Annotated in this window: 19 protein-coding genes, 1 tRNA gene and 1 pseudogene; 8 read left to right on the forward strand and 13 right to left on the reverse strand. The window is 65.6% G+C overall.

Annotated elements, in window-relative coordinates:
- Window positions 1-97 precede the first annotated feature (97 nt).
- The 3 genes from EOA23_RS16645 to EOA23_RS16655 form a co-directional block, all read right to left on the reverse strand.
- The gene (locus tag EOA23_RS16645) at window positions 98-1,477 is read right to left on the reverse strand and encodes a HAMP domain-containing sensor histidine kinase (protein WP_127304937.1); all 1,380 of its coding nucleotides are present in this window, start codon (window positions 1,475-1,477) and stop codon (window positions 98-100) included.
- 45 nt (window positions 1,478-1,522) lie between these two features.
- Window positions 1,523-2,200, reverse strand: coding sequence for a winged helix-turn-helix domain-containing protein (locus EOA23_RS16650; RefSeq protein ID WP_127304938.1), 678 nt, complete (start codon window positions 2,198-2,200; stop codon window positions 1,523-1,525).
- A gap of 466 nt (window positions 2,201-2,666) precedes the next feature.
- A complete protein-coding gene (locus EOA23_RS16655) occupies window positions 2,667-3,467 on the reverse strand; it encodes a hypothetical protein (protein WP_245474210.1) in 801 nt (266 codons plus the stop codon).
- 201 nt (window positions 3,468-3,668) lie between these two features.
- Here EOA23_RS16655 and EOA23_RS16660 point away from each other — a divergent pair, with 201 nt between their 5' ends.
- Window positions 3,669-4,301: an isoprenylcysteine carboxylmethyltransferase family protein gene (locus tag EOA23_RS16660; RefSeq protein WP_127304939.1), complete on the forward strand. Its 633-nt coding sequence runs from the start codon at window positions 3,669-3,671 to the stop codon at window positions 4,299-4,301.
- A gap of 299 nt (window positions 4,302-4,600) precedes the next feature.
- Here the strand turns inward: EOA23_RS16660 and EOA23_RS16665 are convergent, their stop codons facing one another.
- The gene (locus EOA23_RS16665; protein ID WP_127304940.1) at window positions 4,601-4,810 is read right to left on the reverse strand and encodes a hypothetical protein; all 210 of its coding nucleotides are present in this window, start codon (window positions 4,808-4,810) and stop codon (window positions 4,601-4,603) included.
- A complete protein-coding gene (locus tag EOA23_RS16670; protein WP_127304941.1) occupies window positions 4,807-5,562 on the reverse strand; it encodes a COG4280 domain-containing protein in 756 nt (251 codons plus the stop codon). Before EOA23_RS16670 ends, EOA23_RS16665 begins: the two co-directional genes overlap by 4 nt.
- 237 nt (window positions 5,563-5,799) lie before the next feature.
- On the opposite strand from EOA23_RS16670, the gene EOA23_RS16675 reads away from it, so the two are divergent.
- Window positions 5,800-6,819 carry an LLM class flavin-dependent oxidoreductase gene (locus tag EOA23_RS16675; protein ID WP_127304942.1) on the forward strand — a complete coding sequence of 340 codons (1,020 nt, stop codon included), beginning with the start codon at window positions 5,800-5,802 and terminating at the stop codon, window positions 6,817-6,819.
- Window positions 6,820-7,438: 619 nt separating this feature from the next.
- Window positions 7,439-8,437 (forward strand): substrate-binding domain-containing protein, encoded by a 999-nt coding sequence (locus EOA23_RS16680; protein WP_126063584.1) that lies wholly within the window; start codon window positions 7,439-7,441, stop codon window positions 8,435-8,437.
- Window positions 8,438-8,597: 160 nt separating this feature from the next.
- Here EOA23_RS16680 and EOA23_RS16685 read toward each other — a convergent pair whose 3' ends face one another.
- Window positions 8,598-9,656: an ornithine cyclodeaminase gene (locus EOA23_RS16685; protein WP_126063585.1), complete on the reverse strand. Its 1,059-nt coding sequence runs from the start codon at window positions 9,654-9,656 to the stop codon at window positions 8,598-8,600.
- Window positions 9,657-9,658: 2 nt separating this feature from the next.
- Complete coding sequence (gene rocF / locus EOA23_RS16690) at window positions 9,659-10,594, reverse strand: arginase (RefSeq protein ID WP_127304943.1); 936 nt, start codon at window positions 10,592-10,594, stop codon at window positions 9,659-9,661.
- A 131-nt stretch (window positions 10,595-10,725) separates the two neighbouring features.
- Here rocF and EOA23_RS16695 point away from each other — a divergent pair, with 131 nt between their 5' ends.
- Window positions 10,726-11,166 carry an Lrp/AsnC family transcriptional regulator gene (locus EOA23_RS16695; protein WP_095820631.1) on the forward strand — a complete coding sequence of 147 codons (441 nt, stop codon included), beginning with the start codon at window positions 10,726-10,728 and terminating at the stop codon, window positions 11,164-11,166.
- A gap of 132 nt (window positions 11,167-11,298) precedes the next feature.
- Here EOA23_RS16695 and EOA23_RS16700 read toward each other — a convergent pair whose 3' ends face one another.
- From EOA23_RS16700 to EOA23_RS16710, 3 genes are all read right to left on the reverse strand, one after another.
- The gene (locus EOA23_RS16700) at window positions 11,299-11,682 is read right to left on the reverse strand and encodes a hypothetical protein (RefSeq protein ID WP_127304944.1); all 384 of its coding nucleotides are present in this window, start codon (window positions 11,680-11,682) and stop codon (window positions 11,299-11,301) included.
- 211 nt (window positions 11,683-11,893) lie between these two features.
- Complete coding sequence (locus EOA23_RS16705; protein ID WP_127304945.1) at window positions 11,894-12,091, reverse strand: hypothetical protein; 198 nt, start codon at window positions 12,089-12,091, stop codon at window positions 11,894-11,896.
- A 592-nt stretch (window positions 12,092-12,683) separates the two neighbouring features.
- A tRNA-Gly gene (locus tag EOA23_RS16710) sits at window positions 12,684-12,758 on the reverse strand.
- Window positions 12,759-13,028: 270 nt separating this feature from the next.
- On the opposite strand from EOA23_RS16710, the gene EOA23_RS16715 reads away from it, so the two are divergent.
- The 4 genes from EOA23_RS16715 to EOA23_RS16730 all read left to right on the forward strand — a co-directional run bounded on the left by EOA23_RS16715 (window position 13,029) and on the right by EOA23_RS16730 (window position 15,840).
- The gene (locus EOA23_RS16715) at window positions 13,029-13,529 is read left to right on the forward strand and encodes a prolyl-tRNA synthetase associated domain-containing protein (protein WP_127304946.1); all 501 of its coding nucleotides are present in this window, start codon (window positions 13,029-13,031) and stop codon (window positions 13,527-13,529) included.
- Window positions 13,530-13,612: 83 nt separating this feature from the next.
- A complete protein-coding gene (gene trxA, locus EOA23_RS16720) occupies window positions 13,613-14,605 on the forward strand; it encodes a thioredoxin (protein ID WP_127304947.1) in 993 nt (330 codons plus the stop codon).
- 294 nt (window positions 14,606-14,899) lie between these two features.
- Window positions 14,900-15,571, forward strand: a complete 672-nt coding sequence (locus EOA23_RS16725) for an LON peptidase substrate-binding domain-containing protein (RefSeq protein WP_126063591.1) — start codon at window positions 14,900-14,902, stop codon at window positions 15,569-15,571.
- Between the two features lie 23 nt (window positions 15,572-15,594).
- Window positions 15,595-15,840: a Trm112 family protein gene (locus EOA23_RS16730; RefSeq protein ID WP_042645365.1), complete on the forward strand. Its 246-nt coding sequence runs from the start codon at window positions 15,595-15,597 to the stop codon at window positions 15,838-15,840.
- Window positions 15,841-16,140: 300 nt separating this feature from the next.
- On the opposite strand, the gene EOA23_RS16740 is transcribed toward EOA23_RS16730, so the two are convergent.
- From EOA23_RS16740 to EOA23_RS36495, 3 genes and pseudogenes are all read right to left on the reverse strand, one after another.
- Window positions 16,141-19,479 (reverse strand): error-prone DNA polymerase, encoded by a 3,339-nt coding sequence (locus EOA23_RS16740; RefSeq protein WP_127304948.1) that lies wholly within the window; start codon window positions 19,477-19,479, stop codon window positions 16,141-16,143.
- On the reverse strand, window positions 19,476-20,966 hold the full coding sequence (locus EOA23_RS16745; RefSeq protein ID WP_127304949.1) for a DUF6504 family protein: 1,491 nt from the start codon (window positions 20,964-20,966) through the stop codon (window positions 19,476-19,478). The genes EOA23_RS16740 and EOA23_RS16745 overlap by 4 nt, the downstream gene beginning before the upstream one ends.
- Window positions 20,908-21,487: pseudogene (locus tag EOA23_RS36495) on the reverse strand (hypothetical protein); the annotation flags it as partial. The gene EOA23_RS16745 and the pseudogene EOA23_RS36495, both read right to left, overlap by 59 nt.

The raw sequence follows: 21,487 nt of genomic DNA on the forward strand, positions 1-21,487 counted from the left end.
AACGTTTTAATGTTACGGCATGGATTCTAGGGTCTGCGCGCGTCGCTCCGCTCCTTGCTCCGCCCTAGAATGACGACGTTGGGGTCGGGGTCCCGCCTCAGGCTTCCGGAACTCGAACCGCCGGGAAGCTGACGATCACGCCGAGACCTGGTTTGCAATCCTCAAGCGTTATTGCGGCGCCATGCAGGTCGGCCACAGCCTTGACAAGGCTGAGGCCCAGGCCGCTGCCCGGCGTCGTGCGGCTCGCATCCAGGCGGTAGAGCCGCCGGAACACCTTTTCACGCTCCTCGGCCGGAATGCCCGGGCCATTGTCGCGGACATGGATGAGGACGTCGCCACCTTCCCTGGTCACCGAAAGCCCGATCGCGGTGCCCGGCGGGCAATGCCTGAGCGCGTTCTCGACAAGATTGGCGAGCATCTGCATCAGCAGGTCGCGGTCGCCGTGGATATACCATTTCGTATCCGGAAGGACGCTCGTCGACAGCGACTTGCCGTCATCCTCCGCGACATCGGCATAGACGTCGCCGATGGTCTCGACGATGGGCCCGACGTCGAGGTCGACGAAGCGGGCCTTGCGCGCTCCGGCTTCGATCTGGGCGATGCGCAGAAGCGCGTCGAAGGTGCTGTTGATCTGCTGGCTTTCGATGCGGGCGTCGGTCAGCTCGGTCGAGACATCCTCGCCCGATGCCGTCTTGTCGGCGGCCTGCTCCAGGATCATCTGCAGCCGGTTGAGCGGCGTCTTGAGGTCATGGGCGATATTGGCGCTCACCTCGCGCATGCCGTCGACCAGGCCCGACAGGCGCTCGAGCGCCGCATTCACCTGGGCGGAGACGGCGTCGATGTCGTCGCCGCTGCCGATCAGCGGAATACGCGCATCGAGCAGGCCGTGCGAGACGTCGACCATGGTGCTGGCGATGCCATCCAGGCGCCGCTGGACGCGCGAGGCAAGCACGGCGCCGCCGCCGATCGCCAGAACGGTGATGGCGAGCGTCGCCCAGCCGAAGCTCATCAGCACGATCCGTTCGAGATCCTCGGTTTCCGAAAGCGAGAAGGCGACGGTCAAATTGTTATCGCCGACCGTGCCCGAATAGGCGCGATATCCGGTACCTGGCGGCACACCCGGCAAGTCGGCTGCGAACATGGAAAACCCGTCCGGCAGGCCGGAGGCGGTGAAATCGCCGGCGAGGCGGTTGCCGGCCTTATCGGTGAGGGAAAAGATCTCGTCCTTGTCCTGGCTGAACTGGGCATGGTCCCTGACGGTGGAGACGAGATCCTCCTCGTCGCTCTCGGCATGGGTCGCGGCGATGAGCGAATAGGTCTCCCTGATCGATTGATCGAGCTGCCTGGCAAGCGAGGCGCTCATCAGTTGATAGACGACCGCGCCGGACAGGATGAAGGCAAGCAGGAACAGGAAGGCGAAGGTCAGCGCCAGCCTGAACGGCGTGCTGCGCAGAAGGCTGGAGCGCCTCTCGCTCATGCGCGCGCGAAGGCGCCTGGTCGCCCGGCAATCGCGGATGCGGGATCAGGCCGGAACATGCAGGCTGTAGCCGGTGTTGCGCACGGTGTGGATCAGCGGAACGTCGAAGGGCCTGTCGACCTTGGCCCTTAGCCGGCTGATATGCGTCTCGACGACGCTGGTCTTGGGGTCGAAGTGAAAATCCCAGACGCGCTCCAGAAGCATGGTGCGGGTGATGACGCGGCCCTCGCCGCGCATCAGCACCTCGAGCAGGCTGAACTCGCGCGGCTGCAGGTCGATCGGCTGGCCCTGCCTGGTCACGCGGCGCTGGATCAGGTCCATCTCCAGGTCGGCGACGCGCAACGCCGTCTTCTGCTCCTGCGCCGCCGGCCGGCGGCCGAGCGCATGGATGCGGGCAAGCAGCTCGGAAAAGGCGAAGGGCTTGACCAGATAGTCGTCGCCGCCCGCCTCCAGGCCCTCGACACGGTCGTCGACGCCGCCGATCGAGGTCAGGAAGATAGCCGGCGTATGGATGCCGGCGGCGCGCACCGCCTTGATCATCGACAGGCCGTCGAGGCCGGGAACCATGCGGTCGGCGATGATCACGTCATAGGCGTTGCGGGTCGCGGCGAAGAGGCCGTCATGGCCGTCGCGCAAGAGATCGCAGACATGGCCGGCCTCGGTCAGCCCCCTGACGATATAGTCGGCGGTTCTCGGATCGTCCTCAACAAGCAGAAGTCGCATCGTCCCGTGCTGTCCTTGCCGCCGCAGCCTTGCCGGCATGGCGGCGCCGGCTGCGGCTTTTTCTTGGCTGATAGTCTCTCTTCATGCGGCTCCGGACCGACCATCTGTTTTTACGCGCTTGCAGACCGAAAACCGCTACACATTTTTGCGAGAGCCGTTTTAGCGACGAGCACGACGGTTCGAAGCCGCCCCAACCTCGTCATTCTATGGCGGAGCAAGGAGCGAAGCGACGCGGCGCAGACCATAGAATCCATGCCGTGACTTGGAAGCGCCGCCCCGGTGCAGAATTCTGCTCCGTTGCACGCCTTGGCGAAGGTAACGGCATGGATTCCAGGGTCTTCGCGACGGAGCTTCGCTCCTGCTCCGCCCTGGAATGACGATCGCGATGGGCGTTCCGGCCAATCTCCGACGCATGCCACCTGCCACCGCAAACAGAGCCGACCGGTCAAAATCCCTGTGCAGTGCTCTAATCAAGCAGGGCTTGCTCGTCTTCCTCGATCATCTTCTTCAGCGTCATATAGAGAACGAGGACCACTATAGAGCCGAGGAAAGTGAGGCTGGTGAATGTGGTGCCGAAGCCCATGCCGCCATATTCGACCGGCCGCGCCAGCAGGTCGCCGAAGGAGGCGCCGAACGGCCGGGTCAGGATATAGGCGAGCCAGAAGGCGAGGATGCCGTTCAGGCCGAGAAAGAACCAGGCCAGCGCGATCGCCGCGATGACACCGCCAAAGATGAGGCCAGTGTTGAGATAGCCAAGGTCGAAGCGCTCGGCGACCAGGTCGCCGGCGGCCGTGCCGAGCGAGAAGGTGAACAGGATCGCCAGCCAGTAGAAGATCTCGCGCCGGGTGGTGAAGATGGTGTGGATCGACAGGGTCTTCTCGCTGGCGTACCAGGCGATGAAGGTCAGGGCGAGGGCGACCGAGAAGATGATGGTCGTCGTCTCCGGCCGCACGCCGAAATTCTCGACGAGGTTGTCGGTGACCAGGGTGCCGACGACGCTGGCCAGGACGACTGCCAGCCAGTAGGCCCAGGGCACGTAACGCTTCTGCGCGAATTGCAGGACAAGCGCGACAATGAGAATGCCGCTCATGATCAGCGATGTGACGGTAAGGCCGAGACCGAGATTGACGGCCAGATAGTCCGCCGCCGTCTCGCCCATGGTCACCGCCATGATTTTGATCAGCCAGAAATCGAGGGTGACTTCCGGGACCCGGTTCAATTCGGACCCGTATTCGTTGGCTGTCATGGTCATTGCGATGGCTGTCATCCGGTAAGAGCCGGTCGTCGGCGCTCCGTTCAAGCCGACAACCCGTGGCAGTCAGGCTAGGCGGGTAAATTCACCGCGGCCTGTCCGCGTCCTTACAAATTCGTAAGGTCGGCCAAAAACATCCGCCGGGTCTCGTCATCGCCCGGCGGAAGAGCTAGAGAAAGTTCGGCGTCCGTCTCGGCGCCGGAGCGGTGAGAAAGAATGGCCTACACGTCCCTCAAAGCGGCGCCGAAAGCGTTCGACCAGCACAAGCGCCTGATCGTCGTGCAGGTGGCCGCCGTGCTTGCCGTCATCCTGCTTGTCTTCAGCAGACCGGCGCTGGCCGAAGGATCGAACGGACATGAAGCGCTGGAGACGATCGGCTTCGCGATGGTGCTGGCCTGCTTCCTTGGCCGTCTATGGAGCATCCTTTTCGTCGGCGGCAGGAAGAATGACGAGCTGATCGTGTCCGGCCCGTTCTCGATGACCCGGAACCCGCTCTATTTCTTCTCGACCGTCGGCGCGGTCGGTATCGGGCTGATGTTCGGCTCGGTGCTGGCGGCCGCGATGCTCGGCCTGGCAAGCTTCCTCGTCTTCCGGTTCACCGCGCGCAAGGAGGCCGCGTATCTCGGCGGCAAGTTTGGCGCGGCTTACGCAGCCTATGCCGAACGCACGCCGTCCTTCTGGCCGAACCCGCTGCTCTACCGCGACGAGGCGCAGTGGCTGTTTTCGACGGGCGCGCTGAGGAACACGTTCCGCGACGGGCTCTATTTCCTGGCTCTGTTTCCGGTGATCGAGGCGGTCGAGTATGCCCGCCTCAGCGGCCACCTGCCGACGCTTTTCACTGTTTACTAGTTCCCGGTGGGCCATGCAGGCAGCATGCCTTGGACGTTAGCCGAAACGGTCGTCCCGTCGTCATCCTTGGACGGAGCAAGGAGCGAAGCGACGCAGCGCAGATCCGAGGATCCATGCCGTGATGTTTAGGCGTTGCAACGGTGCAGAATTCTGCTCCGCTGCGCCCTTCGATCACGGTAACGGCATGGATTCCAGGGTCTTCGCGACGCCGCTTCGCGGCTGCTCCGCCCTGGAATGACGAGGCTGAGGCGGCTTCGCCGATCTCCAGCGGTTACGGGGCTTCACCGGAATGGCCCCCCTCAGCGCGCCTTGTCGCGCGCGGCGCGGCGTGTGCTTTGCAGGAGAATCGCCAGGCAGCCGGCAAGGAGCAGGATGCCGCCGACGAGCGGCGGCAGCCCCAGGAGTTTCACCGCGGCGGTGATCAGCGCGATCAGGATCAGCGCCAGCAGCGCAAGATTGCCGTCGTCGACGAACATGCCGACGAGTTCCTTGAAGACGAGACGGATCACCGGGCAACTCCCTTGGCGGCAGCCGGATAGGCGCCGCGCAGCCAGTGCATTATGGCGAAGGATGCGGCGGCGATGACGGCAAAGATGGCGAGCAGAGCGAGGTCGGCGCCTGGCCACTCGGCGCCGAGGCCTTCGCCGGTCCAGAACACGCCGAAGCTGGTCAGCATCAGCCCGACGACGAATTTCAGCGAATTCTCGGGCACGCGCGCCAGGGGCCGGTGCACGGCAAGGCCGATCAGCATCACCAGCACGAAGGCCGCCAGCGCGCCAAGGCCGGCATAAAGCGTCTGGCCATGCGCGGCGCCGACGGCAATGATGATGAACACCACTTCGACGCCCTCGAGCAGCACCGCCTTGAAGGACGCGACGGCGGCCAGATAATCGGCACGGCGGTCGCCGGCCTGCCGCCGCAACATCGCCGTCTCCTTGGAAAAGGCCTGCTCCTCGTCATGCAGCGCGATGAGGCCGATGCTGCGCAGGATCGCCTTCCTCAGCCAGCGCATGCCGAACAGGATCAGGAGCACGCCGACCACGAATTGCAGGACGGCGATGGGGATGAGCGCCAGCAGCGGGCCGAAAACGAGCACCAGCGCCGCCAGCAGGGCGAGCGCCAGGGCAGCGCCGGAGAGCGCCGGGCGCCAGCTGCGCGTCACCCCGACGGCGAGTACGATGGTGAAGGCTTCGACGACCTCGACGAGGGAGGCCAGGAAAGCGGCCGTCACGGTGGACAGTATCGGCGTCAGGCCATGCATGAAGGCATCGTCCAGGAATCACGATCGGCGGGAACGATATAGCGCTCCGGCAGCGGCGAGAATGCGGAGATGAGCTTATCTGGTTCCGCATGGTGCGGGGGCGCGGAGCATTTCGAAGAACTCATTGACGGTCTGTATCCGTTCGGTGTCCGTTGTATCGCGGCGCTGCCCTGGCTATCTGCGGGAGCAACAAGGCATTTGAGCGGCCGATGGGCCGCTCCAGCAGGAACGGAGCACATGAAGAAGATCGGATTTCTGTCCTTCGGGCATTGGTCGCCCTCGCCGCAATCGGGCACGCGCTCGGGCGCCGACGCGCTGCTGCAGTCGATCGACCTCGCGGTCGCGGCCGAGGAGCTCGGCGCCGACGGCGCCTATTTTCGCGTCCACCATTTTGCCCGGCAGCTCGCCTCGCCGTTCCCGCTGCTGGCCGCGGCGGGCGCGAAGACCAGGCGGATCGAGCTCGGCACCGCCGTCATCGACATGCGCTACGAGAATCCGCTCTACATGGCCGAGGATGCGGGCGCCGCGGACCTCATCGCCGGCGGGCGTTTGCAGCTCGGCATCAGCCGCGGCTCGCCCGAGCAGGTGATCGATGGCTGGCGCTATTTCGGCTACGTGCCGCAAGAGGGCAAGAGCGACGCCGACATGGCGCGGAACCACGCCGAAATCTTCCTCGACCTGTTGCGCGGAGAGGGCTTTGCCCAGCCCAATCCGCGCCCGATGTTCCCCAATCCGCCCGGCCTGCTCAGGCTCGAGCCCTTCTCGGCCGGCTTGCGCGATCGCATCTGGTGGGGCGCGGCGACCGACGCCACCGCCGTGTGGGCGGCCAAGCTCGGCATGAACCTGCAAAGCTCGACGTTGAAATTCGACGAGAGCGGTGAGCCGCTGCATGTCCAGCAGGCCAAGCAGATAAGAGCCTATCGCGCCGCCTGGAAGGAAGCCGGCCACGCGCGGGAGCCGCGCGTCTCGGTCAGCCGCAGCATCTTTGCCCTCGTCAATGACATGGACCGCGCCTATTTCGGCGGCAGCGAGGGCGAGGACCACTTTGGCTATATCGAGCCGGAGAAGCGCGCCGTGTTCGGCCGCACCTATGCGGCAGAGCCGGACAAGCTGGTCGAGCAGCTCAGGGAAGACGAGGCGATCACCGAGGCCGACACGCTGCTGCTCACCGTGCCCAATCAGCTCGGCGTCGACTACAATGCCCATGTCATCGAGTCGATCCTGAAGCACGTCGCGCCGGCGCTCGGCTGGCGGTGACGGCGGTTGGGCGGTGGTATCATGCCGGCGATGATGATCAACACTTGACTTTATGACAGGCCTGCGGGCGCCAAACCGCCGACGTTAGCGCCGCCCCTCATCCCCTGCCGGGACCTTCTCCCCGTATAGTGACGGGGAGAAGGAGCTGGCCGCGGCCTGGGTGCTTGTTCTGCAGCGCTGGCGATTGGCGAAACCATTCGCGGCGGCGTCGTTCTCCCCGTCACTATACGGGGAGAAATGTCCGGCAGGACAATGAGGGGCGGCGCCGGCCCCCCAGGCACAGGCGCAGGCAGCACTTCAAATGGTGCCCTCGGCAGCTGCTTCCGGATATTGACACTCGCCAAAACTGCGGGCTTCCTTTATGCGTAATCGGTTGCGTAACCGATTGCGGAGTGAACGGAAGGCTCGGGCATCGGCTGCGGCGGTTTGGCGTCAACGACAATTACCTTGTTGTCGTGCCTGCCGTCATCCTAGACGCGTACCGAGTAAGTGCAGAAGATCCGCCTGATCGATTCCAGTAGAGTGCGTAGCGGTTTTCAGTCCGGAATTGCGCAGGAAGATGGAGCGGGTTAGCGACTCCACGCTAAAGCGCTCTCGGAAGCCACCGGGACCAGGGCCTATGACGACGATTGCCGATGTTGCGCGTCACGCCGGGGTGTCCGTCGCAACGGTCTCGCATGTGATGAACCATACCCGCCATGTCGAGCCGGAAACGGCCGAGCGCGTGCGCGCCGCGATCACGGCGCTGCGCTACAGCCCGAACTCGGTGGCGCGGAGTCTGCGGCGCGGCGAGACCAAGACCATCGGCCTGCTGCTGCCCGACAATTCAAACCCGTTCTTCGCCAGCGTCGCGCGGCAGATCGAGGATGCCGGCTTCGTCTCCGGCTACACGGTGATCCTGTGCAACTCCGACGGCAATGCCGAAAAGGAGGAGCGCTATCTCTCGGTGCTGATGGCCAAGCAGATCGACGGGCTGATCTTCGCCGGCTCGTCCGACCATGCGCGGGTGTTCGCCCGCCTCTTGCCCAGCGTGCCGGCGGTGCTGCTCGACCGCGAGATCCAGTCGGTCAATGTCGATTCGGTGCTGGTCGACCATGACCATGGCGGCTATCTCGCCGGCCGGTATCTGGCCGGGCTTGGGCATGAAAAGATCGGCGTCATCGGCGGCCCGCGCGATTCCAGCTCCAGCCCGGCCCGGCTGCGCGGTTTCGCGCGGGCGCTTGAAGAGGCGGGCCTCGCGCTGCCGGCCTCGTCGGTCGTCGATTCCGACTATCATTTCGCCGGCGGGCGCCTGGCGATGGAGCAGCTGATGGCGCAGGCGCCGGACATCACGGCGGTGTTCGCCTGCAACGACCTGATGGCGATGGGCGCGGTCACGGCGCTGCGGTCGCGCGGATTGCGGGTTCCCGACGATATCTCGATGGTCGGCTTCGACGACATCCCCTATGCCGTCACCACCTGGCCGCCGCTGACGACCATCGCGCAGCCGGTCGAAAAGATCGGCACGCGCGCGGTGAGCCTGCTGCTCGAAAGACTGGGCGAACCGGAAGCGCCGTCAAGGCGCGAGGTGCTGGCGCCGGTGCTGGTCGAACGGGAGAGCTGCGCTGCGCGGGGGTAGTGCGTAATCTCCCCCCTTGAGGGGGAGATGTCGCCGAAGGCGACAGAGGGGGTCGCTGCGCGTGAAGCGCCAACCTCCATCTGTAGAAGCAAGCTGAGCCCAGTCGGACCGACCCCTTCTGGCCTGCCGGCCATCTCCCCCTCAAGGGGGGAGATTACGCTCACGCCGCCGGCTGCATGGCCGCCCTCTCCAGCATGCCGAAAAGGTCGCGCGGCTCGTCGGGGTCGGCGAGCAGGTCGAGCTCCTCATAGAGGCCGGTGGCCTGGAGCTGGTCGCGGACGTAGCGCAGCGCCGAAAAATCCTCGGTGGCGAAGCCGACGGAATCGAACAGCGTGATCTGCTCGGGCGCCTTGCGGCCCTTTGCCTTCCCGGTCATCACCTGCCACAGCTCAGTCACCGGATGGTCGGCGTCGAGCTGCTGGATCTCGCCCTCGATGCGCGTCTGCGGCGGGAACTCGACGAAGATGTCGGAGCGCAACAGGATGTCGCGGTGGAGTTCCGTCTTGCCGGGGCAGTCGCCGCCGACGGCGTTGATGTGGACGCCGGAGCCGACCATGTTGTCGGTGAGGATGGTGGCGTACTGCTTGTCGGCGGTCACCGTGGTGATGATGTCGACGCCTTCCACCGCGTCCTGCCCCGTCGCGCAGATGGTGATGTCAAAACCCTTGGCCGCCAGGTTGCGGGCGCATTTTTCGGACGCCGAACGATCGATGTCGTAGAGCCGCAGCTTATCGATGCCGAGCAATGCCTTGAAGGCAATGGCCTGGAACTCGGACTGGGCGCCGTTGCCGATGATGGCCATGGCGCGCGAACCCTTGGGCGCCAGGTATTTTGCCGCTACGGCGGAAGTGGCGGCGGTACGCAGCGCCGTCAGGATGGTCATTTCGGTGAGCAGCATCGGATAGCCGGAGCCGACATCGGCCAGCACGCCAAAGGCGGTGACGGTCTGGCGGCCCTCGCGCATGTTCTTCGGGTGGCCGTTGACATATTTGAAGCCGTACATCTTGCCGTCGCTGGTCGGCATCAGTTCGATGACGCCGTCATGGCTGTGCGAGGCGATGCGCGGCGTCTTGTCGAACAGCTCCCAGCGGCGGAAATCCTCCTCGATATAGGCGGCGAGCTCGGTCAGGAAGCGCTCGACGCCGATGGCGAGCACCAGCTTCATCATGCGGTCGACGCTGACGAAGGGAACGATGGCGAGGCGCGAAGGCTGGGTCATGATCAGAGGCTCCCGGAATGGCTGCGGGTCGGTCGGTCCATGATGCGGCGGCCCATGAGGCTGGCGGTGAGGTCGACCATCAGTGTCGCGGTGCGGCCGCGCTCGTCGAGGAACGGGTTGAGCTCGACCAGGTCGAGGCTGGACACAAGGCAGCTGTCGGACAGCATCTCCATCACCAGATGCGCTTCGCGAAAAGTGGCGCCGCCGGGAACGGTGGTGCCGACGGCCGGCGCGATCGACGGGTCGAGGAAATCGACGTCGAGGCTGACATGCAAGAGCCCGTTCTCCTTCTCGACCCGGGCGAGGAAAGCGCGCAGCAAGGGCGCGATGCCGTGCTCGTCGATGGCGCGCATGTCATGCACGGTGACGCCGGCTTCAGCGAGCGCGCGGCGCTCGGCCGGATCGACGCTGCGCAGGCCGATGGCGCAGATGCGGGCCGGGTCGACCGCCTGCGGCAGATCCGGGAAATAACCCTTGAAGCCGGCCTGGCCGCTGGCATAGGCGAGCGGCACGCCGTGCAGATTGCCGCTGGTGGTGGTGTCGAGCGTGTGGAAATCGGGATGCGCGTCGAGCCACAGCACGAAGAGCGGCCGGCCACGTTTGGCAGCGCGGCGCGCCACGCCGGACACCGTGCCGGCGGAGATCGAATGGTCGCCGCCGAGGAAGATCGGCACGGCGTCCCTGGAAGCAGCGTAGGCGGTCTCGGCGATCGCCGCGGTCCAGGCGGAGATCTCCGGCAGCGCCTTGAGCGCGAGGTTGCCGTGCACCATCACCGGTCGCGCCGCGGCCTTCTCGACCGTGCCCCAGTCCTCGACCTCATGGCCAAGCTCGGCCAGCACCGAGACGAGACCTGCCGTGCGCAGCGCGCTCGGCCCCATCTCGCATCCCATCCTGCCCGCGCCGTCCTGCACCGGCGCGCCGACGATCCTGCAGCGCATGATTTCTTCAGCCCTTACGATTGATCGGCTGATTGGATCATCAGGCGCTGGCGGTTTGAACAGGCGAAATTGGCATTTCGAGAAGAATGGTCTATCATTCTGCACATCCAGTTTGACCAAGATGGGCAATCATGGACGCACTCGACGAAAGACTGGTGACGCTGCTGCGGCACGATGCGCGGCGCAGCGTGTCCGATCTCGCCGTCGACCTCGGCGTCTCGCGCGCCACGGTCCGGGCGCGCATGGAGCGGCTGGAAAAGTCCGGCGAGATCATCGGCTACACGGTGGTGTTGCGCGCCGACGCGGTCGATCAGAGGATACGTGGCGTGATGATGATCGAGATCGAGGGCCATGCCGCCGACCGCGTCATCCGGGCGCTTGGCGGCCTTCCCGAGGTTTCCACCATCCACACCACCAACGGCCGCTGGGACCTCGTGGTGGAGCTCGGCACCGCCTCGCTCACCGATTTCGACGCGGTGCTGCGCCGGATAAGGCTGATCCCCGGGATCACGGGCAGCGAGACCAGCCTACTGCTGGCGACGCCGCGGACGACAAGGGCGCGGCTGGCATAACAGATCCGTGAGTCTCAGGACGGTCGGCGGTCCGCGGGCGTTATCTCCGCCTTGGCGGGGTGGGGCCCCGGTGTGAGGCCCGGCAGGGCTCGATCACACCGGCGGCCGCTTTTACGAAGAGCGCTCGGCTCGTCAGCCGTTCGGATAATAGCCGCCATCGCCGCCGCTGCCGATATAGGTCCCTTGGCCGGAGGCATTCTGAAGCCGCTGATCCAACTGGTTGATCTGCCCGATCGCCGAACGGCCTCGGGTGGGCTGGATGGCGTCCGCTTGCCGCATCAGGTCGCGGGCTTGATCCTGTGTGATCTTGCCGGCCTGCCTGGCCACACGGATACCCTGTTTCACGCCAAGCAGCTGCTGCGTCGCAACTCTCGCTTCCGGGTCCGCCGGCACCGATGCCGTGGTTGTGGTGTCGACCGCCGCTCTATGGTGGCGGTGCACGGCATATGCGCTCGAAAGCGGTATGGCCGCGAAGACCGCGGCGGCCGCAATGATCTTTGGGATGAAAGAACGCATGATGACATCTCCTCGGGATGGAGGAAGCGGTAAACCCGCTTTCCAAAACGGGCCGTCCAGTCGCGTCGTGTCGCGGTGCAGGCCACTCACCGCCGGCGTTTCTCGGCCCCCGGAAGGACATATGGAAGCCGGCACAACGTTGAAATGCGTTGGCACGCAAATGTTATCCGATGTGATCTGGGGTTGAATCGCGGCGCCGCGGCCCGCGTCCTTAGGCGACGCTGGCGAAGGGAACCGGCGAATCGCCCGCCAGCCCGCCGATACCGGCATTGGCCTGGTCGGCAAGCTGCTCGGCTTCGCCACGCGTCAGCCCGATCAGCACCCGGCCGTCCCTCTCCGCCGGGAGGTCGAGAGCCAGATCATGGACAAGCCAGTCGTCACACGGATCCTGCATCGCTGCGAACCTCATCGGCGCTCCCTCGGTCGGCGCATCTAAATCTCCGACGAGTCCGATCGTTCCGGATCGGAACGGAAGAGTATCGATAAATGGCTGCAATACGGACGAAATGGCCGCGGCGCCGATTGATCCGCCTGTCCGGCAAGCCGCTCGGCCTCCTCGCGGCTCAGGCCGAGCAACAATATGTCCCCGACCTGCGCCGGATAACCCGAAAGCAGGTCATATACCATCCATTGGCCGCACGGATCCCGTAAGGCTGTGAACCTCATGGCCGACGTTCTTTGATCTAGTATGCCCCAACGCAACGACTCGCGGGAACTGCGGCCCGCGAAACTGCCCGGCCGGATTTAGTTCCGGCACTTTCACTCAACATATAGTTGTCAGGCGCCCTGCAAAAGAGGCTCTACAGTCCCTTTGGCATGCGACCCAAGTCTGATGGATGACGGCACTTCCCGTATGACCCGCGCCAACTGCCGGCGGCAGATTTCGTCACTTCCCCGGCAATCCGGGAAGCTCCGAAGATCAAGAAGATCAAATGGTCCAGACGCGAAAAAGCCGCGGCGGTCCGCGGCTTTTCGTTTGCTTGATCCTCGGTAGAGGAAACTGGAGCGGGTGAGGCGATTCGAACGCCCGACCCCAACCTTGGCAAGGTTGTGCTCTACCCCTGAGCTACACCCGCTCGCGCGGCCTTGGGCCGCAAGCCGCGCCTATATGGCCGAAGAGCGCGGCGATTGCAACAGGGAAATGACGGTCTTTTTGGAGTGAATTTTCTCGTGCGGCGAGATCCGCTTCGAAAGCATCGAAGCGGCGCGGAACCGGGGCGATCGCCAATCCGCGCTCAAAGCTTCCGCGCTTCCGCGCGCCTTTCCCGGAATTGCCCCTGCGGCCTTGCCCCGATGGCATCGTTGGCCGTAAACGGCATGAGCCCTATTCGACCGCGCGAGGACCGATGCCGAAGACCGAAGCCGAGCTCAACGAATTTCTTGCCGATCTCGGCATTTCCGTCTCGACGGTCAGGCACCCGCCGCTGTTCACCGTCGCCGATTCGCAGTCTTTGCGCGGCGAGATTCCCGGCGGCCACACCAAGAACCTGTTCCTCAAGGACAAGAAGGACAATTATTTCCTCGTCACCGTCGGCGAGGAAGCCGTCGTCGACCTGAAGCAGATCCATCACCTGATCGGCGCCGCCAGCCGGGTGTCGTTCGGCAAACCCGAGATGCTGATGGAGCTGCTCGGCGTCATCCCCGGCGCGGTCACCGTCTTCGGCCTGATCAACGACAGGGAAGGGAAGGTCAAGGTGGTGCTCGACCAGGAATTGATGAGCCACGACGTCATCAACGGCCATCCGCTGACCAATGAGGCGACGACCTCGATCGCCGCCGCCGATCTGATCAGATTCGTCGAGGCAACCGGCCACGATCCTGTTATCCTGAAAGTCTCACAATCTTGAAAGTCAGGGCTTGATCGCCACATGGAAGGCGGTTCCAAAATCCGACAATGACGCGCCTGAAAGCGCGACCGAAAGGGCACACGATGAGCGACAACAATCCGTATAGCGGCGCGTTCGGCGGCAATGGCGGCCAGTACGCCCAGACGGTGCAATATGGCGGCGGCGACCGCCCCAAGGTCTCGCTGGGCGAAGCGCCGGCGGCGGCCGACCTGATCAAGGACACGACCACCGCGACTTTCGCCGCCGACGTCATCCAGGAATCGCGGCGCCAGCCGGTGCTGGTCGACTTCTGGGCGCCATGGTGCGGGCCGTGCAAGCAGCTGACGCCGCAGCTGGAAAAGGCGGTGCAGGCAGCCGGCGGCAAGGTCAAGCTGGTCAAGATGAACATCGACGACCACCCCTCGATCGCCGGCCAGCTCGGCATCCAGTCGATCCCCGCGGTCATCGCCTTCAAGGACGGCCAGCCGGTCGACGGCTTCATGGGCGCCATTCCCGAAAGCCAGATCAACCAGTTCATCCAGAAGGTCGGCGGCAAGGGCGGCGGCGCGCCGCAGATCGCCGACGCGCTGGCCGCAGCCGCCGAGGCGCGCACGGCCGGCGACGTGCAGACCGCGGCCGACATTTATGACGCGATCCTCGAGCAGGCGCCGCAGACGCTGGAGGCGATCGCCGGCTTGGGCGAAATCCTGTTCGATGCCGGCGACGCGGAAGGCGCCGAGGCGGTTCTGGCCCGGGCGCCCGAGGACAAGAAGGACGCGCCGGCGCTCGCCGCGCTGCGCGCCAAGATGACGCTGGCGGCCGAAGCGGCCGCGCTCGGCAATCCGGCCGAATTCGAGCGCCGGCTCGCCGCCAACCCAGCCGACCATCAGGCGCGCTTCGATCTGGCGATGATCCAGAACGCGCGCGGCGATCGCAATGCGGCCGCCGACAATCTGCTTTCGATCGTCAAGGCCGACCGCAGCTGGAACGACGACGGCGCCAGGGCGCAGCTGCTGAAGTTGTTCGAGGCCTGGGGAATGACCGACGAGGCGACGCTGGCGGCACGCCGCAAGTTGTCGTCGCTGCTGTTCTCGTAGAGCATTTCGGCGTTTCGCAGAATCGCGAAACGCTGCAAGTGATTGTCCTGGCGCAATTCCGAGCGGAAAACCGTTTCACACTTTTCCTGGAATTGCTCTAGGCTTGGCTTTGCGCAATTCCGGGCGGAAACCGCTGCTTCCTGGAATTGAGCTCAAAAGTTTTTTGCCGGCTGTCGCGGCCGGCAGGCTTGAGCGGAGGAGTGCCAGCGCCAGATAAGGGCTGTGCCGATCAAGAGGGTGCGAGAGGAGATTGCAGGGTGATGCGCTTGCCGGCGTTGCTTCGGGAGGGTCGCGGTGCGCGTTGGTAACGCACTCTACCGGCTGGCCAAGGATCTGCCGCCGGCAATCCCGGTGTTTCCGCTCGCCGGCGCGCTGCTGCTGCCCGGCGGCCGCATGCCGCTCAACATCTTCGAGCCGCGCTATCTGCAGATGATCGACCAAGCGATGGCCGGCTCGCGGCTGATCGGCATGATCCAGCCGAGCCTCGACGGCGCCTTGCGCGACGATGGCGAGCCGGAGCTGTGCAGCGTCGGCTGCGCCGGGCGCATCATCTCGCTCGCCGAGACGGGCGACGGCCGCTACCTGATCTCGCTGCAGGGCGTGTGCCGGTTCCGCATCGTGCAGGAGCTCGCGGCAAAGGCGCCGTTCCGGCAGTGCAAGATCATGCCGTTCCTGGCCGACCTCGAGGAGGACCCGGCCGCCGCCGAGATCGACCGGCCGGCGCTGCTCAAGGCGTTTCGCGCCTATCTGCAGGCCAACGACCTCGAGGCTGATTGGGAAAGCGTCAGCCGCGCCGAAAACGGCATGCTGGTCAACGCGCTGTCGATGATGGCGCCCTACGGGCCGGCCGAGAAACAGGCGCTCCTGGAAGCGCCGGACCTGAAGACGCGCGCCGAAACGCTGATCGCCATCACCGAGATGACGCTAGCGCGCGAGGATGACGAGTTCGGGTCCAGCTTGCAGTAGTTTGCCGATACGGGGACGGGTTCATGGCGGACGGACGTGACGGACGAAAAGCCGAGGTCGATCCGAAGCTTCTTGAATTGCTCGCCTGCCCGCTGACCAAGGGACCGCTGACCTGGGACCCCGAGCGCAGCGAGCTGGTCTCGCGGGTGGCGAAGCTCGCCTATCCGGTGCGCGACGGGATTCCGATCATGCTGCCTTCGGAGGCGCGCACGATCTCGGCCGAGGACATGCTGGCGCCACCGCCGCCGCGGCTCGGCGGGCCGTCGTAGGTTTCTACCCCCGCCGCCGCCTCCGAAAGAATGCCGCGAACTTTCGAGGTTGGCGGGACGTTCCTTACGTCGTCATCCCGGGGCGGAGCAGCCGCGAAGCGGCGTCGCGGAGACCCGAGGATCCATGCCGTGACGTTGGCCACGAAGTGCGACGGAGCAGAATTCTGCACCGTAGCGGCGCTCGCGGGTAACGGCATGGATCCTCGGGTCTGCGCTGCGTCGCTACGCTCCTTGCTCCGCCCGTGGATGACGAAGGCGTTTTTCGCTCCGCCGTGTTAGGTATTGTTCTGGAGATTGCTGCTACTGAAAATTCCGTCCCTTTGGCATGACCTGTTGCGCGGCACCTGATAGGGCCTCTACGTCCTGACGGACCGGCAGGCCACGGTTTGCCGGGCGCTCCGGCCGAGCCGGAGACTCGGTGGGCCGATGCTCGATGACGGGGCGATTGGCGGACTCCAGCAGCACGCTCAGCCAGGAGGTCAAATCCTCGATCCGGTCGGCGACAATGTGGATGACGTTTGATTCATGCTGCAGCTTGCCGGTGACGCGGATGAAGCGGGCGCCCATCACCACCGGGCGGAAGCGGTCGAAGACGCGCGGCCAGATGATGACGTTGGCGATCGATTTTTCGTCTTCCAGCGTAAGGAAGATGGCGTTGCCCTTGCCCGGCCGCTGGCGGACCAGCACGAGGCCGGCGACGGAGACGCGGCGGCCGTCGCGCACCGACGGCAGCTGGGCGTTGGGGGTGATGCCGGCACGGGTGAGCCGCTCGCGCAGGAAGGCGACTGGGTGCTCCTTCAGCGACAGGCCGAGCGAGCGGTAGTCATGCACGACATGCTCGCCGAGCGGCATTTTCGGCAGTTTCGTTTCCGGCTCCAGCTCGCGCAGGCGGAGCAACGGCTGGTCGAACAGCGGCAGCTTCTCGGCGGCGCTCCTGCCGTCGAGCGCCCGGACTTCCCAGAGCGCGGCGCGGCGGTCCAGGCCGATCGAGCGGAAGGCGTCGGCCTCAGCCAGTCTTTCGATCTCGCCGACATCGAGGCCTGAGCGCAGCCAGATATCCCTGACCGATCGATAACCGTCACCGCGCTGCGCCACTAATACATCCATGCGCTCCTCGGACAGGCCCTTGATCTGGCGGAAGCCGAGGCGGACGGCATGCGCCGTCTCGATGACGCCGCGTATCGAGGCGTGGCGCTCGAGGATGCGGGACGGATCGAAGGCGGTGGCCTCCAGCGTGCAGTCCCAGACGGAATGATTGATGTCGACCTCGCGCACCTCGACGCCATGGTCGCGCGCGTCGCGCACAAGCTGGGCCGGCTGGTAGAAACCCATCGGCTGCGCATTCAGGATCGCGGCGCAGAAGACATCCGGGTAGAAGGTCTTGAACCAGCAGGAAGCATAGACCAGGAGCGCGAAGGAGGCGGCGTGGCTTTCGGGAAAGCCGTACTCGCCGAAGCCTTCGATCTGCTTGAAGCAGCGCTCGGCGAACTCCTTGTCGTAGCCATTGCCGACCATGCCGTCGATCATGCGCTGGCGGTAATTGCCGATCGTGCCGGTGCGCTTGAAGGTCGCCATGGCGCGGCGCAGCTCGTCGGCCTCGCCCGGCCTGAAGCCGCCGGCGACGATGGCGATCTTCATCGCCTGTTCCTGGAAAAGCGGCACGCCCAGCGTCTTGCCGAGGATCTTCTTGAGCTCCAGGCTGGGGTAATGGACCGCCTCCTTGCCCTGCCGCCGGCGCAGATAGGGATGCACCATATCGCCCTGGATCGGGCCGGGGCGCACTATCGCCACCTCGATGACGAGATCGTAGAAATTTTCCGGCTTGAGACGCGGCAGCATCGACATCTGCGCGCGCGACTCGATCTGGAAGACGCCGAGCGTGTCGGCCCTCTGGATCATGGCGTAGACGTCCTCGTGCTCCTCGGGAAGAGTTGCGAGCACGTAAGGCCGTCCGAACGGATCCCGCGCTTGCGGATAATGGTCGGTGAGCAAGGTGAAGGCGCGCTTCAGGCAGGTCAGCATGCCGAGCGCCAGCACGTCGACCTTGAGGATCTTCACCGCGTCGAGATCGTCCTTGTCCCACTCGACCATCTTGCGCTCCTCCATCGCCGTCTTGACGATGGGCACGACCTCGTCGAGCCGGTCGCGGGTGATGACGAAGCCGCCGACATGCTGGGAAAGGTGCCGGGGAAAACCCATGATCTCGTTGGCGCGCTCCAGCACCTGGCGCGACAGCGGATCGGTGCGGTCGAGGCCGCCGGCATTGGCCTCCCTTTCGCCGAGCTCGGAGGTCGACCAGCCCCAGATGGTGCTCGACAACGCGCTGCGCACATCCTCCGACAGGCCCATGGCCTTGGCCACCTCGCGCAAGGCGGAGCGGCCGCGATAGCTGATGACGGCGGCGGCAAGCGCCGTGCGCTTGGCGCTGTATTTCTCGTATATATAGGCGATGACCTCGTCGCGCCTTTCATGCTCGAAGTCGACGTCGATGTCAGGCGGCTCGTTGCGCTCCTCCGAGATGAAGCGCTCGAACAGTGTGTCGATGCGCTCGGGGCCGACCTCGGTGATGCCGATGCAGAAGCAGATGATCGAATTGGCGGCAGAGCCGCGGCCCTGGCAGAGGATGTCCTTGCTTCGGGCGAATTTGACGATGTCGTGGACGGTCAGGAAATAGCGCGCATAGTTCAGGCGCTCGATCAGCGCGAGCTCGCTGTCGATGCGTTCCAGCACATACTCGGGAACGCCGGCCGGATAGCGCCTGACCGCTCCTTCGCGGGCCAGGCGCTCAAGCTCGGCCTGCGGCCCGAGGCCGGATTCGGTCGGCTCGTCCGGGTAGTTGTATTCGAGGTCGCTGAGCGAGAAGGACAATTCGTCGGCGAAACGCAGCGTCTCGGCCAGCGCTTCAGGGTGACGGCGGAACAGCCGCGCCATCTCCAGCGGCGGCTTCAGATGGCGCTCGGCATTGGCGGTCAGCTCCAGCCCGACCTCGCAAACCGGCGTGTTGAGGCGGATCGCGGTCAGCACATCCTGCAGCGGGCGGCGCTCGGCGGCATGATAGAGCACGTCGTTGGTCGCCATCAGCGGGACGCGCGCCTGGTCGGCCATCGCAGCCGCCTGCTCGATGCGGAAGCAGTCATTGCCGCCATAATCCGGCGTCACGGCCAATCTGAGCGCAGCGCCGAAACTATCTTTGAGCCGGCTAATAAATTCCAGATTGCCTTCCGCGCCGCCGGACAGATTGGGCAGGACCGCCAGCGACATCCGATCGCCCCATTCGAGCAGGTCGTCGAGCTCGAGCAATGTCGCGCCCTTCTCGGTCTCGTCGCGCAGATTGGCTTGGGTCAGCATACGGCACAGATGCCCCCAACCCTGGCGGTCGCGGGGATAGGCGAGGATGTCCGGCGTGCCGTCGCCGAACACCAGGCGGCAGCCGGGATGATAGGCCATCTTCTCCACCTTGGCCTGCTGCCAGGCGCGCACGACGCCGGCTACCGTGTTCCTGTCGGCAAGGCCGATCGAGGCAAAACCGTAAAATTTCGCCGTGACCACCAGCTCCTCGGGCTTCGAGGCGCCGCGCAGGAAGGAGAAATTCGAGCTTATGCCGAACTCGGCATAGGGGATGGCGGTCAGCGCGTTCATGCGAACACCCCATGCATATACCAGCGCGGTGGCGCGGCCTGGGGCGCGCTGCTGTAGAGACCTTGGCGGTAGAGCCAGTAGCGGCGCCCCTCGCTGTCCTCGATGCGATAATAGTCGCGGGTCGGCGCCTCTTCCTCGCCGGGCAGTTGCCGCCACCATTCGGCGGCGATGCGCTCCGGCCCCTCGGCGCGGGCGACGCGGTAGAACGCGCGCCGCCAGCGGAAATTCATCGGCGGTCCTTCCGGGATCTCGGTCGCCGGCACCTCGATCGGCTCGGGCGAGCGGAACAGGCGCACCGGCCGCTCCGGCGGATAGATGGTCATCGGCGGGGCTGTTCGGGGTGGCGCCGTCCGTCCGGTCGCCGGCGCGCGCCTTTGCGGCGCTTCGGCGAAGGGCACGCTCTTGACGGCGCGCTCCGGCAGATGGCTCTCGACGACAACCGGCTTCAGCACGGCGGCCTCGCCGAGGCGGGCGCGGACGCGGTCTGCGAACAGCGCGATGTCCGCGTCCTCATCATCCGCCTCGCCGGTGAGGTCGCCCTGAACCAAGTCGAAGGCGGCGGCCGACAGCACGGACAGCCGCACGAGGTCGAAGCCGAAGCCGGCGTCGATATTCTGCTCCAACGCGGTGAGCCGCTCATGGAACAGTCTTTGGATCAGCCGTGGCTCGCGCATCGGGCGCGAGGTGCCGACGGCGATGCGGCTGACGGCGCCGTCAACGCGAAAGAGAAACAGCGCCAGCGTCCTTGCGCCTTCGCCGCGCCGTTCGAGGTCGGTCTTCAGAGCGACGGCAAGCCGGCTTATGAGCCGCTCGATATCGTCGGTGAGCATGACCGGCTCGGCAAGGTGGCGCTCGACCGAGAGCGGCGCGACGGGAAGGCGCGGCGACACGGCCTCGTCGAGGCGGCCGAGCGCCTGGTCGAGACGCAGAAGCAGAGTAGCGCCGAAGCGGCGGGCGAGCGGCGCGCGCGGCGCCGCCATCACGGCGCCGGCGGTGCGCAGGCCCACGCTTTCCAGGAGGGCGCGAGTCTCCGGCGCGATGCGCAGCGCCGACAGTGGCAACGGCGCCAGCAGCGCCTCCTCCTCGCCGCCGGCAATGATGCGGTTGCCGTGGAAGCGCGCCGCCGCCCAGGCGGCGCCCGGCGTCGAGGCCAGGCCGGCGCGGACGTCAAAACCCTGCTGGAAGAAGCGGGTGAGGATCTCGTCCTGCATGGCGCGCTCGCCGCCGAACAGATGCGTGCAGCCGGTGACGTCGAGGAACAGCCCGTCCTCGCCGTCGATCGCCACCAGCGGCGTGTAGCGGTCGCACCAGTCGGCAAGGCCTTCGAGCAGGCGGCGGTCGGCTTCCGGGTCGGCCTCGACCACATCGATCGAGGGGTGCATGGCGCGGGCATCGGCAATGCCCATGCCGCGCTTCAGCTTCAGCGCCTCAGCCCGCTCGTCGAGGGCTGCGATGCGCTGGGTGTTGTTGTCGCGATGGCTGATCACCAGAGGCAGGTGATCCGACGGCCGGGAACGCCAGGACCGCCCCAGACGCTGGCGCAGGATCCGCTCCGCGCTGAGATGCGGGAACCACAGCGACAGGATTCTCTGTTCTTTCCGCAAAAGCGTGCTCATTTGGGTTCCACTCCAGTGTGAATTGTCCGGGCAGGGCCGTGCGGCTCTTGCCGATCTCGACCTTGAAAGCAGGGCGGCCGATCGAGCCGGCGAGAGGTCCGGCGACCGTCTCGCGGTTCGCCGCGGGCGCCGCCGAGACGATGAGGCGCACCGGGGCGGCGGTTGGATCGGCCTCGCCGGCCTGGCGCAGCAACAGCAGCGGACGGCCGGCATTCTGGGCGCGGGCGTGTAGCCGGCGCGTGGCGGTGAGGTCGAGAAGCCGCGGGCTGCCGCGGATTTCGAGGATGACCGCGGCGAAGGCCGTCATGCGGGCGGCCTCCTCGGCGATCCACAGCGCGTCCAGCAGTTTCGGCGCCTCGGAAAAAAGCAATTGCTCCGGCTCGATGCCGAAC

The organism is Mesorhizobium sp. M2A.F.Ca.ET.042.01.1.1, from assembly GCF_003997405.1.
GTDB lineage: Bacteria > Pseudomonadota > Alphaproteobacteria > Rhizobiales > Rhizobiaceae > Mesorhizobium.

Coding starts and splice junctions, on each gene's coding strand:
- EOA23_RS16655 (WP_245474210.1), bottom strand. CDS start 3,467: ATGACAGCCATCGCAATGACCATGACAGCCAACGAATACGGGTCCGAA.
- EOA23_RS16685 (WP_126063585.1), bottom strand. CDS start 9,656: ATGACCCAGCCTTCGCGCCTCGCCATCGTTCCCTTCGTCAGCGTCGAC.
- EOA23_RS16740 (WP_127304948.1), bottom strand. CDS start 19,479: ATGAACGCGCTGACCGCCATCCCCTATGCCGAGTTCGGCATAAGCTCG.
- EOA23_RS16695 (WP_095820631.1), top strand. CDS start 10,726: ATGGACGCACTCGACGAAAGACTGGTGACGCTGCTGCGGCACGATGCG.
- rocF (WP_127304943.1), bottom strand. CDS start 10,594: ATGCGCTGCAGGATCGTCGGCGCGCCGGTGCAGGACGGCGCGGGCAGG.
- EOA23_RS16645 (WP_127304937.1), bottom strand. CDS start 1,477: ATGAGCGAGAGGCGCTCCAGCCTTCTGCGCAGCACGCCGTTCAGGCTG.
- EOA23_RS16700 (WP_127304944.1), bottom strand. CDS start 11,682: ATGCGTTCTTTCATCCCAAAGATCATTGCGGCCGCCGCGGTCTTCGCG.
- EOA23_RS16650 (WP_127304938.1), bottom strand. CDS start 2,200: ATGCGACTTCTGCTTGTTGAGGACGATCCGAGAACCGCCGACTATATC.
- EOA23_RS16730 (WP_042645365.1), top strand. CDS start 15,595: ATGGCGGACGGACGTGACGGACGAAAAGCCGAGGTCGATCCGAAGCTT.
- EOA23_RS16705 (WP_127304945.1), bottom strand. CDS start 12,091: ATGAGGTTCGCAGCGATGCAGGATCCGTGTGACGACTGGCTTGTCCAT.
- trxA (WP_127304947.1), top strand. CDS start 13,613: ATGAGCGACAACAATCCGTATAGCGGCGCGTTCGGCGGCAATGGCGGC.
- EOA23_RS16670 (WP_127304941.1), bottom strand. CDS start 5,562: ATGCATGGCCTGACGCCGATACTGTCCACCGTGACGGCCGCTTTCCTG.
- EOA23_RS16680 (WP_126063584.1), top strand. CDS start 7,439: ATGACGACGATTGCCGATGTTGCGCGTCACGCCGGGGTGTCCGTCGCA.
- EOA23_RS16675 (WP_127304942.1), top strand. CDS start 5,800: ATGAAGAAGATCGGATTTCTGTCCTTCGGGCATTGGTCGCCCTCGCCG.
- EOA23_RS16715 (WP_127304946.1), top strand. CDS start 13,029: ATGCCGAAGACCGAAGCCGAGCTCAACGAATTTCTTGCCGATCTCGGC.
- EOA23_RS16660 (WP_127304939.1), top strand. CDS start 3,669: ATGGCCTACACGTCCCTCAAAGCGGCGCCGAAAGCGTTCGACCAGCAC.